This is a genomic window from Neobacillus sp. FW104-15D2 (assembly GCF_058790155.1).
On the sequence record NZ_JBYTCJ010000003.1, the window covers coordinates 21,319 to 33,160 of the forward strand.

13 protein-coding genes are annotated in these 11,842 nt (G+C 38.5%); 5 read left to right on the plus strand and 8 right to left on the minus strand.

Features of this window, described 5'->3' with window-relative positions; translation table 11 throughout:
* Positions 1 to 187: 187 nt before the first annotated feature.
* From AC3WR0_RS03465 to AC3WR0_RS03475, 3 genes are all read right to left on the minus strand, one after another.
* Positions 188 to 637, minus strand: coding sequence for an Lrp/AsnC family transcriptional regulator (locus AC3WR0_RS03465; RefSeq protein WP_027321703.1), 450 nt, complete (start codon positions 635 to 637; stop codon positions 188 to 190).
* Between the two features lie 169 nt (positions 638 to 806).
* Entirely contained in the window at positions 807 to 3,410 is a 2,604-nt protein-coding gene (gene adhE / locus AC3WR0_RS03470) for a bifunctional acetaldehyde-CoA/alcohol dehydrogenase (RefSeq protein ID WP_492550995.1), read from the minus strand.
* A 66-nt stretch (positions 3,411 to 3,476) separates the two neighbouring features.
* Complete coding sequence (locus tag AC3WR0_RS03475; protein WP_492550996.1) at positions 3,477 to 3,704, minus strand: hypothetical protein; 228 nt, start codon at positions 3,702 to 3,704, stop codon at positions 3,477 to 3,479.
* Positions 3,705 to 4,004: 300 nt separating this feature from the next.
* Between AC3WR0_RS03475 and AC3WR0_RS03480 the strand changes: the two genes are divergently transcribed.
* The 3 genes from AC3WR0_RS03480 (at position 4,005) to AC3WR0_RS03490 (ending at position 6,070) form a co-directional block, all read left to right on the plus strand.
* On the plus strand, positions 4,005 to 4,862 hold the full coding sequence (locus tag AC3WR0_RS03480; RefSeq protein ID WP_492550997.1) for a GRP family sugar transporter: 858 nt from the start codon (positions 4,005 to 4,007) through the stop codon (positions 4,860 to 4,862).
* A gap of 15 nt (positions 4,863 to 4,877) precedes the next feature.
* Positions 4,878 to 5,666, plus strand: a complete 789-nt coding sequence (locus tag AC3WR0_RS03485; protein WP_492550998.1) for a glucose 1-dehydrogenase — start codon at positions 4,878 to 4,880, stop codon at positions 5,664 to 5,666.
* Between the two features lie 203 nt (positions 5,667 to 5,869).
* Entirely contained in the window at positions 5,870 to 6,070 is a 201-nt protein-coding gene (locus tag AC3WR0_RS03490; protein ID WP_492550999.1) for a hypothetical protein, read from the plus strand.
* Between the two features lie 42 nt (positions 6,071 to 6,112).
* On the opposite strand, the gene AC3WR0_RS03495 is transcribed toward AC3WR0_RS03490, so the two are convergent.
* On the minus strand, positions 6,113 to 6,847 hold the full coding sequence (locus tag AC3WR0_RS03495; RefSeq protein WP_492551000.1) for a FixH family protein: 735 nt from the start codon (positions 6,845 to 6,847) through the stop codon (positions 6,113 to 6,115).
* Between the two features lie 191 nt (positions 6,848 to 7,038).
* Between AC3WR0_RS03495 and AC3WR0_RS03500 the strand changes: the two genes are divergently transcribed.
* On the plus strand, positions 7,039 to 7,467 hold the full coding sequence (locus AC3WR0_RS03500) for a hypothetical protein (protein ID WP_492551001.1): 429 nt from the start codon (positions 7,039 to 7,041) through the stop codon (positions 7,465 to 7,467).
* 51 nt (positions 7,468 to 7,518) lie between these two features.
* Here the strand turns inward: AC3WR0_RS03500 and AC3WR0_RS03505 are convergent, their stop codons facing one another.
* From AC3WR0_RS03505 to AC3WR0_RS03520, 4 genes are all read right to left on the minus strand, one after another.
* Positions 7,519 to 8,685, minus strand: coding sequence for an ABC transporter permease (locus AC3WR0_RS03505; protein ID WP_492551002.1), 1,167 nt, complete (start codon positions 8,683 to 8,685; stop codon positions 7,519 to 7,521).
* Positions 8,663 to 9,373 (minus strand): ABC transporter ATP-binding protein, encoded by a 711-nt coding sequence (locus tag AC3WR0_RS03510; protein ID WP_492551003.1) that lies wholly within the window; start codon positions 9,371 to 9,373, stop codon positions 8,663 to 8,665. The genes AC3WR0_RS03505 and AC3WR0_RS03510 overlap by 23 nt, the downstream gene beginning before the upstream one ends.
* Positions 9,373 to 10,377 carry an efflux RND transporter periplasmic adaptor subunit gene (locus AC3WR0_RS03515; protein WP_492551004.1) on the minus strand — a complete coding sequence of 335 codons (1,005 nt, stop codon included), beginning with the start codon at positions 10,375 to 10,377 and terminating at the stop codon, positions 9,373 to 9,375. The genes AC3WR0_RS03510 and AC3WR0_RS03515 overlap by 1 nt, the downstream gene beginning before the upstream one ends.
* A 178-nt stretch (positions 10,378 to 10,555) precedes the next feature.
* Positions 10,556 to 10,981 carry a GtrA family protein gene (locus AC3WR0_RS03520; RefSeq protein ID WP_492551005.1) on the minus strand — a complete coding sequence of 142 codons (426 nt, stop codon included), beginning with the start codon at positions 10,979 to 10,981 and terminating at the stop codon, positions 10,556 to 10,558.
* Positions 10,982 to 11,165: 184 nt separating this feature from the next.
* On the opposite strand from AC3WR0_RS03520, the gene AC3WR0_RS03525 reads away from it, so the two are divergent.
* On the plus strand, positions 11,166 to 11,837 hold the full coding sequence (locus tag AC3WR0_RS03525; protein ID WP_492551006.1) for a response regulator transcription factor: 672 nt from the start codon (positions 11,166 to 11,168) through the stop codon (positions 11,835 to 11,837).
* Positions 11,838 to 11,842: the final 5 nt, after the last annotated feature.

The window sequence follows — 11,842 nt, forward strand, 5'->3', positions numbered from 1 at the left end:
AGTTGGTTCTGGGAAACTTCACCATTTTTTTCACAGTTCACGGAAATAATATCCCTGAAAAACCCTATAAAAGAGCAAAACAAACCTTCAAGGAGTCTTACAAATTCCCTGAAAAATAAAATCAGCTGTGAAAAATCAAAAAAACCCCTCAGAGTGCTTGGTCTCCAAGGGGATTTAATCCATTTATTTATAACTTTAATCCAGTACGGCTTTTGAATCTTCTAAGCATAATTTGGCTTTCAACTCGATCGATACCTTCAACAGCATATAACTCGTTATTAATAAACTTTTCAAGTGAAGCAAAGTCCTCTACAAGCACGTGCATGTGAAGAGTGCTTGGCCCAGTCATTTGATAGCAGCTGGCAACGTTTGGATTATTAGCCAGACTTTCAGCAACCGAGACAAGAAATTGAGGCTCACAATCCACCTCAAAAAATGCAGAAACACTTTTTCCAACAGCCTCTGAATTAATTACTACACTGAACTTTTCGATTACACCGTTTTCTTCCATCCGATTTACTCTCTCTCGTACAGCTACCCGTGATAGATTTAGTTCTTTCCCAATATCGGCAAAGGAAATTCTTCCATTTTCAGAGAGAAGGTTAAGTATTTTCCTGTCTGTATCATCCATTTTCAAAAAAATCACCACACATCTCTTTTATTTCTGTAAATCATATTCTAACGATATTAAGAAAAGTGTTCAATACAAATCGCTTCTACAAGTCCCCCCTAACAGAACTTTATACCTGAAAAAATCAGCAAAAAACCAGTCCTAATTATATAGGACTGGTTTTTTATATTGTTGCTTACACACCTTTGTATGCCAAGCGATAAATTTCAGCAAGTTCTGTTACTAGAGGTAATTTTGGATTTGCTGTTGTGCATTGGTCTTCAAAAGCTCGTTCAGCAAGGAAGTCTACTCTGCTTTCAAATGCTTCTTTATCAACGCCATTTGTTTCAATGCTCATTGGAATATCGAGCTCTTTGGCAAGCTTTATAATAGCTTGAACAAGACTTTCGACTCCTTCTTCTTTTGTTCTGGCTGGCAGACCCAGTACTCGCGCAATTTCTGCATAACGCTCATCCGCTACAAAGTGATCGTATTTAGGAAAAGCTGTGAATTTCTTCGGTTTTGCTGCATTATAACGGATGACATGAGGCAAAAGAATAGTATTTGCACGTCCGTGTGCGATATGAAATTCGGAACCAAGCTTATGGGCAAGGCTGTGATTAATTCCAAGAAAGGCATTTGCAAACGCCATTCCAGCAATAGTAGAAGCGTTATGAACCTTTTCACGTGCCAATTCATCATTTCCGTTTTTATAGGCTCTTGGCAGGTATTCAAATACAAGCTGAACCGCCTTCATAGCCAGCCCATCTGTAAAATCATTTGCCATGCAGGATACATAAGCTTCTATTGCATGGGTTAATACGTCCATACCTGTATCTGCTGTTATATGTTTTGGTACGGTCATGACAAACTGTGGATCTATAATAGCAACATCGGGTGTTAATTCATAGTCAGCCAGCGGATATTTAATGTTTGCTTCCTTATCGGTGATAACAGAGAAAGATGTGACTTCTGAACCAGTGCCGGACGTGGTCGGAATCGCAACAAACTGAGCCTTTTCTCCCAAGTGTGGATACTTCACAATTCTTTTTCTAATATCCAAAAACTTCTGTTTTAATCCAAAGAACTCAGAGTCTGGATATTCGTAAAAGAGCCACATACCTTTTGCCGCATCCATAGCAGAACCCCCGCCGAGGGCAATAATAACGTCTGGCTGGAATTTCTCCATCATTTCAGCACCTTTGCGTACAGTCTCAATTGATGGATCCGGCTCAACATCAGAAAAAATTTCACAATGAACATAATCCGCACGTTTGCGCAGATAGTAGAGAACACGGTCAACATATCCCAATTTCACCATTCCTGGATCCGTTACAATAAAGGCTTTTGAGATATTGGGCATCTTTGCAAGATACTGAGTTGAATTCTTCTCAAAATAAATCTTGGAAGGAACTTTAAACCACTGCATGTTAACATTCCTTTTTGCTACTTTTTTCACATTAATCAAGTGGATAGCACCCACGTTTGTTGAAACTGAATTCCCTCCATACGTACCACAGCCGAGAGTCAAGGAAGGCATATAGGCATTATAAATATCACCAATTGCCCCCTGAGAAGAAGGTGCATTTACAATAATCCGGCCAGCCTTCATCCTAAAACCAAATGCTTCAATTGCTTTGTCATCCGTTGTATGGATTACTGCAGAATGGCCTAAACCGCCAAACTCGAGCATTTCTTCTGCCCTGTTCAGACCTTCCTCCAGTCCATTTACTTTATAGCAAGCGAGCACAGGACTAAGTTTCTCCCTTGAAAGTGGATATTGAGGTCCAACACCCTTTAATTCAGCTATAAGGATTTTTGTTGATTCAGGTACGGTCACCCCAGCCATCTCAGCAATTTTCCAGGCTGGCATACCAACAATATCAGCATTAACTGCACAAGACTGCTCATTTATAACAAGCTTCTCAACCAGCTGTTTTTCTTCTTCATTTAGAAAATAACAGTTATTGCTGATCATTTCTTTTTTAACATCTGCATATATCTCTTTATCTATGATTACAGCCTGCTCTGAAGCACAAATCATACCATTATCAAATGTTTTGGATAAAATTAAGTCATTTACAGCCTGCTTAAGATTAGCTGATTTCTCCATATAACAAGGTACATTTCCGGGACCCACACCAAGGGCTGGTTTACCTGAACTGTATGCTGACTTCACCATTCCGGATCCACCTGTTGCGAGAATAAGAGAGATTTTTGGATGATTCATCAGACTCTGAGTTGCTTCGAGTGATGGTTTTTCAATCCATTGGATACAATTCTCCGGGGCTCCTGCCTTAATAGCAGCATCTCTTAATATTCGTGCAGCCTCACTGCTGGATTTTTGAGCAGAAGGGTGGAAAGCAAAAATAATAGGGTTTCTAGTTTTTATGGAAATCAGCGCTTTAAACATCGTTGTCGAGGTTGGATTCGTGACCGGTGTAACCCCTGCAATAACACCAACTGGTTCAGCAATTTCAACAATTCCCTCATGTTCATTTTCATTAATAATGCCCACGGTTTTATTGTACTTAATATTGTGATAGACATATTCGGTTGCAAACATATTTTTTATAATCTTATCTTCGTATACACCCCGATTTGTTTCTTCAACAGCCATTTTAGCAAGTGGCATATGCTGATCAAGGCCTGCTAAAGCCATTTGCTTAACAATTTCATCAATTGCTTCTTGGTTAAAAGACCTGAATTCCTCCAAAGCTTTGAGGCCCTTTTCCACAAGAGAATCAATCATACCGGAAACACTTTGTTCCTTTTTAATTGCTGTTATTGGTGCTGCCATTTTAAACCCTCCATTAACTTTATTTGTGAATGTTTTCACATATATATCTAAAAATTTACCATGCTGTTATACACAGACCGGATTACGGGGAATTTTTTCAAATGAAATATCGGTTAACACTTTTGAACTTCTTTTTACAATGACAACAAAATTGACTGTCCAGATATAGGCTGGAATCTCTTCATTTTCTTTAAACATCATTGTTTCAAATTCATCATCGATTTTTTCTTCAAAGGCTTGAAGTGTATAGGTTTCTGAGTCGGTACTGAAGGTTTTCCATTCACAGATCATCATCTTGATCACTCCTTATGTTCCTTTATGAGTACATCATATCATGGTTTTAAAATAATACATTGTGAAGTGTTGAACAATGTGTGAATTGTTGTTTATCTAGTAAACAAACTAAAAACCTCAATGATTCAAAGAGTTTTCCATATTATGCCAAATCGGTTTCTCAGAAAAATGAAAACGATTACATATAAAAGTTATATTAATATAATTTAATTCCTTGATTTTGTTCCATTCAAACTAACGAGTAAAGGTGGGCCCCCATGGAAACAATAATTTAAAGTCATTTGAAGGAAGGTTAGTATATTGACTGGTATTTTATTAGCCTTAATACCTGCTGTTTGCTGGGGAAGTATTGTTTTGGTAAGTGTTAAGCTGGGTGGCGATGCTTACAGTCAAACATTCGGAATTACGATTGGAGCTCTTATTTTTTCTGTTGTATTGTATCTTTTTGTCCATCCTCACCTATCCACATCAATCATGATAGTTGGTTTTCTTTCAGGAATTTTCTGGGCTGTAGGACAACGGAACCAGCTTGGGGCTGTTAAGTATCTGGGTGTTTCCAAAACGGTTCCCCTTTCAACAGGAATGCAGCTTGTTGCTACAACTCTTTTTGGAGTTTTAGTATTTAAAGAATGGACAACCAGAAACGTTATTATTTTAGGAATCCTCGCCATTTTTCTGATCATTATTGGCGTTATCTTTACTGCGATAAGGGATAAGGAAAATACTAAAGAAAATAAAGGAAACACGAAGAAGGGAATCGTTGTACTCCTGATTTCAACAGCCGGTTTCCTTGCATATGTCTTAATAATCCGTTGGTTTAATTTTAACGGTTGGGCTGTTCTCCTTCCACAGGCTGCAGGAATGATGGTTGGGGCCTTTGTATTAACCTTCCGGCACAAACCCTTTAATAAGTATGCGGTTCGCAATATTATTACTGGATTAGTTTGGGGAGCTGGAAATCTGGGACTCTTATTATCACTCCCAAGGATTGGAGTAGCAACAAGCTTTTCACTTTCCCAGACCGGGATTATAATTTCTACTCTTGGAGGTATCTTTTTACTTCATGAAAAGAAATCCAAAAGACAAATCATCTTTGTCATCATTGGCTGCATTATCGTTATTTTAGGTGGCGTTTTACTTGGATTCACGAAGAAATAAGGAGGTTGTTTTTTTATGTACCCTGAACTAGAAGATAAAGTGGTTGTCATAACGGGAGCCTCAACTGGACTTGGAAAAGCAATGGCTATTCGGTTCGGAAGAGAAAAATCTAAAATTGTCATCAATTATTTTAAAAAGGACGATCCTGCAGTTGATGGAATCATTCAACAGATCAAAGAACTTGGAGGAGATGCAATAGCAGTCCAAGGTGATGTTACAAAGGAACAAGATGTAAAAAAACTAGTCCAGGAAGCTGTTTCACAGTTTGGACGATTAGATGTCATGATTAATAATGCAGGAATGGAAAACGAAGTTCCTTCAGAAGATTTAACCTTGGATGATTGGAATAAAGTCATTGCAACCAATTTAACCGGAGCTTTTCTGGGATGCAGAGAAGCAATTGATTATATGATTGCAAATGATATAAAAGGATCTGTCATTAATATGTCGAGTGTCCATGAAATGATTCCATGGCCACATTTTGTGCATTATGCTGCCAGTAAAGGCGGAATCAAACTTATGCCTGAAACCCTGGCTCTGGAATTTGCTCCTAAAGGTATACGGGTAAATAGTATTGGCCCAGGGGCAATTGATACACCGATTAACGCGGAAAAATTTGCAGATCCCAAACTCAAGGCAGGCGTAGAAGAACTTATTCCGATGGGATACATCGGCAAGCCGGAACAAATAGCAGCTGTTGCCGCCTGGCTGGCATCCGATGAATCCAGTTATGTTACCGGAATTACTCTTTTCGCAGATGGCGGAATGACCAAATACCCCGGCTTTCAGGCAGGCAGGGGTTAATAGATTCTAAAGGCCGCAGACATATCCGCGGCCCTTTTAATTTTAATGAAGAAATTTAAGGAAATATTAAGCTTTCTTTAGTAAAACAAATATCTGATGGAATTAATGTAGTCCGCTCCGCTGGAGATGCATTTTCAACAATTCAGGATGTTGGACATGCTGTTGAAGCGCAAATTACAGAAGTAAATAGTTCTGTAGGAGAAATGGCCGAGGATGCAGTTCAGGCTTTAGCCTCGGTTGATTCCATCAAAAACGTTGATGAGGAAACGGCTGCTGCCACGCAAACAGTCTCGGCGTCCAGCGAAGAACAATTATCTTCTCTTGAGGATGTAACAGCTAATGCTGAAGTTTTAGCCAGTACAGCTGAACATGTGGAACAGCTTCTTAAAAAATTCTCTCTATAAAACAACAAAGGCTGCATATCCAGGCAGCCTTTTGTTATTTCTTTATTTCACATCAAACATAATAACATTATGCTCGTGCAGGTCTCCCTTTTTTACATGGACTTGCACATGGAACATTCCTGTATTGGAAAAAGTCTTGTTAATGCTGTATTTACCATTACCGTCCTCTTTGGCATCGATCCATTCATGCTTCTGTTCTTCTCCGCGCCAAACTTCAAATGTAATATTTGCACCTGTTAATGGTACATCCTTTTGCTTAATTAACGCGGTCATAGTTACTTCCTTATTTAAAGGGAATACCTTATTTCCCTCAAGTGCAATAGAAATGCCGGTGTCCGTATGATGATCATGATCATCATGATGCTCTGCTTCTTCGCCACTCGTCATTCCCACTGTAACCTGCTTCGTAGGCATGGAGTGCATATCACGCGCTGTAACATGTGAGGTTATGGAATAAGTTCCGCTTTCTTTAAAGGTATAAGCTGCAGAATAGACACCTTTACCCTCATTTTTTCCTGGAGTCATGGTATGGTTTTCAGTACCATTTTTCCAAATTTCAAACTTAACTTCCTTGGCGTCATCCACCTTATCCTTTCCTTGGGTAACTTCAGCCTTTAATTGAACTTCTTTATTAGGATCAATTTTATCCGGTGTAACAATAGTAACTTCAATTGGTTCCAAAGGCTTGGTATTACCGTTTTTCTCCTGTTCGTTACCTCCGGCACATCCTGCAAGCATTCCGGCGACAAGAGCTAGTCCAAGAAATATCTTTTTCAAAGAACTCACTTCTTCCATTTTTATATTAATTTGTTAAATCAACCTCATTGTAAACTTTTTTTAAAATAAATAAAATCTCTTATCCCTATTTCTCTAATTTTAGAATTTTTTTAAAATTTATTTGACTAGGTACTTTATACTGTATAACATAGTAATATAAACCTATCTTTATTGTGCCTGGAGTGTTAATTTTGAAAATCGAAAGTGTGATTCTTCTTGCCAATCGCATGTCCGTCCAGCGAAAATTCCCTGAACTTCGACAAACAATCCTCAGAGAATGGGAACGTATAATCGAGACAAAGAACTATCAAATGCTAAATGATAATGCGAAACAATTTGTTAAGATTATTCAACAGGAAAAAGAAGCAGGTATAGGTATTAATAATACCCTTACAAATACAGAAAAAAAAATTATTCAGTTAATCAACGAATCGGTAAATGAAGTAAAGCTTCCCTTTGCCAAGCGTTTGTTTATCCAGCACAGAAACCTCTTTGAAAAACAGGAAGCCCAATACTGGCTGACTGCTAATTCCAGGTTTGTTTGTAATGCATGGTGCCAGGAAGAGCCCGCAGAACAGGAACTAGACCAAGTTGTTGAAGCCGAATCAGGATCAATGTAATTTGTATCATATAAAAACAACCGGCTGGGTATGCTCCAGCCGGTTGTTTCATTATTCATATCGTAACGCTTGAATAGGATTTAATTTTGAAGCTTTGTTGGCTGGGAAGACACCGAAAACCACTCCAACAAAAAGTGAAAACAAGAACGAGAACATGACGACTGAGCTTGAGAAGGTGACAGTCATTTGCAATGTGGAACCTAGTATTTTTCCAACTCCAAGCCCCAGTAATATGCCAATAATCCCCCCCATAGCACTAAGGACAACGGATTCGATTAAAAACTGCAGCAAAATATCACGTCTTTTTGCTCCAATGGCTTTTCGAATCCCAATTTCTTTCGTTCGTTCAGAAACAGATACAAGCATAATATTCATTATTCCAATGCCGCCAACTAATAAAGATATACTTGCAATGCCACCAAGCAATAGGGTCATGGTGCTAGTAACAGAACTCATTGTTTCCATTAAATCCTGCTGATTCACAACACTGTAGCTATCAGTTTTGTTAGGGAACATTCTTGCCATAGAATTTTGAACTTCAGCCATAACCATATTCATATCCTGTCCGGCTTTTCCCTGCAAATAAACCTGATTAATACTTGTTGTTTTAGTTAAACGTTCAGCGGTACTTAATGGGACAATAACAACATCATCTCCGCTTTGGCCCATAGAGCTTCCTTTAGAGGCCAGAACTCCTACTACTTTAAAGGTATTTCCATCCAAATGAATATACTGTCCAACTGGATTTTCCGTACCAAATAAATTCTCTGCAGTAGTTGAACCAATAACCGCTATGTTTTGCCGATATTCTAGGTCTAAATCTGTTAAAAATCGCCCGTTACTGACCTTCGTATTTCGCACGGTTTCATAGTCAGCATTTGTTCCAGTTAAAGTTGTCTGAGATGAAGTTTTATCTATTTTTACAGTGACCCTGCCAGAAACAACCGGAGATAAAGCCTTAACACCATTTAACTCTCCCAGCTTATCAATCTTTTCTTCTGATAAGGAGAGTTCTGTGCCAAAAGTGTTAATAGTTATTAGATTGGTACCCAAATTATTAATCTGGCTCGTTACACTTGAAGTGGAACCTTGAGCAATCGAAACAAGGACAATCACAGAGGAAACACCTATAATTATCCCCAGCATAGTCAGGATAGAACGGAGTTTATTACCTTTAATACTGCGAAGGGCCATTTTAATAGATTGTAAGATTGTCAATTCGTTCACCCTCATTCTCAAACAGTTCTCCATCCTGAATGCGAACCATTCTTTTTGCTTGTTTCGCGATTGATAAATCATGGGTAATTAAAATGATTGTATTCTCCGCTTCATTTAGTTCTTTCATCAGTTGAAGAATTTCTGAACTCGTCTTACTATCAAGAGCCCCTGTCGGTTCATCTGCTAATAGAATAGAAGGGTTTCCTGCAAGTGCCCGGGCTATAGCAACCCTTTGCTGCTGTCCGCCAGAAAGCTGGGATGGCATATGGCCAGCCCTTTCCTTCAGCCCCACATTGGCTAAAGATTCAAGTGCAATTTCCCTGCGCTCTTTAGTAGAAGTACCACTATAAATTAGAGGGAGTTCAACATTTTCAAGTGCGGTAAGCTTCGTGAGCAAATTAAAGTTTTGAAAAATAAAGCCAATTTTTTGATTCCGAATGGTTGCCAAATTATTATCATTCATTTGCCCGATTTCTTTTCCGTCAAGATAATATTCTCCTGAATCTGGCCGATCAAGGCAGCCAATCATATTCATCAAAGTTGACTTTCCCGATCCCGACGGACCAATAATAGCTAAAAACTCACCTTTATCAATATTAAGTGAGACGTTATTCAAAGCATGAACAGTCTCACCTCCAAGTTTATAGGATTTCATTAAGTTGGAGATTTGGATCATTGAAGTGCTCATTAATTACCCCTCCCTCCGCCAAAACTTCCTCCTCCGTTACGTTTACCTCCGAAACCGCCAACTCCCGTTCCACGGCCCATACCGCCAAACATTCCTCTTGTATTGCTATTTTGACTAGATGTGCTGCTTGATGCGAGATTAGGCAGTCGAACGGTTTGGCCTTCAGTTAAGCCTTGGGTAATTTCAACGTAATCTTCATTGGCTAAACCCGTTTTGACGGTTACTCTGTTGGCCGAAAAGTTTCGTCCTTGATTTTGATTTTGAGATTTTGATTGATTTGTATTATTTCCTGATGCTAGCAGCACAAATTTTTCACCATTCATTGAATGGACAGCATCAAGCGGTACATAAAGAGCATTTTCCTTACTGGCAGTCAAAATGCTTGATTCCGTACTCATGCCCACTTTTAAATTTTTCGGGTTATTGATAGAGATATCTACATTAAAGGTTGAAACTCCATTGGTTGAAGTTCCTTCGTTAGCTATTGCAGTTACCTTTCCTGTGAAGGTCTGATCAGGCAGGGCGCTAACCTTGACTGTCGCAATTTGATCAAGCTGTACTTTTGGAATGTCCAGCTCATCAATTGAAGCTACTGTTTTTAAAGTGTTATAGTTTGTCAAATGGGCTACAACTTGTCCTGATTGTACCCGCTCTCCTGAAGATACAGCTATTGTTGTAATAACACCATCTGTCGGTGCTGTTATCGGATCGCTTCCGTCTGTAAACGTAATTAATTCCTCACCGCTTTTAACGGATTCTCCAGCCGAAACTAAAACTTCGTCAATTTCATTATTGTTAATGGTTGACTTAATATCCTCTGTTGTAACAGGCTGAACCGTTCCGGTACCGCTCACCTTCACCTCAAACTTCCCTTTTTGAACAGTATCTGTTCGGTTTTGCACCATAGCTTGCACCTGACTAGTATTGGATTTTGAGGAATAAAAATGGTAGCCTCCATAACCCACAATAAGAATACCAACAATAATAAAAATCCACTTTTTCATCTTCTCTGCTCCTTTGTCCTTATGGATTTCTTGATAAATTGATTTCCACAATGTTTGGATAAGCAGATTATGACGTTACTTCCTTAACTTTTCCTTAATTAATTGTTAAAAATGTAAGTCCATTCTTCCCGAGAAGTTTTTAAACACTAAGAAAAGCCGGCCTCTGCCGACTTTTCTATTAACTAATATCAGTTGTTCCTTGCTCTGGTATGACCTTAAATACAAACCATCTTTGTCCCAAATAATTTAATACCGTGTATAACCCGGTGCCGGAAAGTACTGCCAATTCTTTTGTATAAGAGGAGTGTAAATCCAACACGGATTCCAATAACCATGATGAAACTCTTAAGCCAACCGAGTAGGATATGAAATAACATAATCCAATTACTAAAATAAAACGGAATACGCTTCCTAAAACTGCATTCGTGCTGTTAAAGGTAAATTTTCGATTTAAAAAATAACTAACTCCTGCTCCTATTGTATTTCCTGTAAAAGTAGAAACCCAATATGACTTTGTAAAGTGGAGAAAAAGATACATGACGCTTAACCCTACACATGTATTAATGACTCCTACAATTAAGAATCTAAAAAAAGAGTTTTGCATGATTTGCTTCCTTCACTAATATTTTTTCTTTTAATTTCCATCTTCCATTATTATCACCGTTAGGTTTTAGTTTATTATTATAAATATACTTTATTAGAGTCCTTAAGGAAAAATTAAGATTAACAGCAGATAATGAGATAACCGATTGTCTTATTCTTGAGCTTTTACCATAAAGGAGAAAACCATGCGCTTATTAGTTGTTGAAGATCATTTACCCCTTTTAAAATCTATTGTTGAATTATTATCAGACGAGTTTACGGTAGACCAGGCTGAGAACGGTGATGATGGTTTATTTTTTGCACGCCAAAACATATATGATGCTATTATTTTGGATGTCATGATGCCGGGAATGGATGGTTTCGAGGTGCTTCAGGCTTTAAGAAAAGAGGATATTAAGACTCCTGTTTTATTTTTGACTGCAAAAGATTCACTTGAAGACAGGGTTAAAGGTCTGGATTCCGGAGGCGATGATTATATCACAAAACCCTTTCAGGCAGCAGAATTAAAAGCCAGAATTCGGGCCCTTTTGCGAAGAAGCGGCAGCCTGACAACGAATCAAACTCTTCAATACAGAGGGATTGAAATGCTTGGAAAAGACCGTGATGTTCATGTAGATGGAAAGCCTATGAAATTAACTTTAAAACAGTATGAATTACTAGAGTATCTTATTCAAAACCGTGGGGCCATTCTGACTAAGGAACAAATCTATGACAGGGTTTGGGGATTCGACTCAGATACCACTATTGCAATTGTGGAAGTGTTCATGCACCATTTAAGAAAAAAACTTGAGCCTTCCGGTTATCATTCAGATATCAAAACCGTCCGCGGGGTAGGATATATTTTGAAAGAAGCATAAGGAGA

Bases quoted from the DNA above. Each gene is read 5' to 3' on its own strand.
- adhE (WP_492550995.1), bottom strand. From the start codon at position 3,410: ATGGCAGCACCAATAACAGCAATTAAAAAGGAACAAAGTGTTTCCGGT.
- AC3WR0_RS03475 (WP_492550996.1), bottom strand. From the start codon at position 3,704: ATGATGATCTGTGAATGGAAAACCTTCAGTACCGACTCAGAAACCTAT.
- AC3WR0_RS03485 (WP_492550998.1), top strand. From the start codon at position 4,878: ATGTACCCTGAACTAGAAGATAAAGTGGTTGTCATAACGGGAGCCTCA.
- AC3WR0_RS03490 (WP_492550999.1), top strand. From the start codon at position 5,870: ATGGCCGAGGATGCAGTTCAGGCTTTAGCCTCGGTTGATTCCATCAAA.
- AC3WR0_RS03510 (WP_492551003.1), bottom strand. From the start codon at position 9,373: ATGAGCACTTCAATGATCCAAATCTCCAACTTAATGAAATCCTATAAA.
- AC3WR0_RS03515 (WP_492551004.1), bottom strand. From the start codon at position 10,377: ATGAAAAAGTGGATTTTTATTATTGTTGGTATTCTTATTGTGGGTTAT.
- AC3WR0_RS03520 (WP_492551005.1), bottom strand. From the start codon at position 10,981: ATGCAAAACTCTTTTTTTAGATTCTTAATTGTAGGAGTCATTAATACA.
- AC3WR0_RS03525 (WP_492551006.1), top strand. From the start codon at position 11,166: ATGCGCTTATTAGTTGTTGAAGATCATTTACCCCTTTTAAAATCTATT.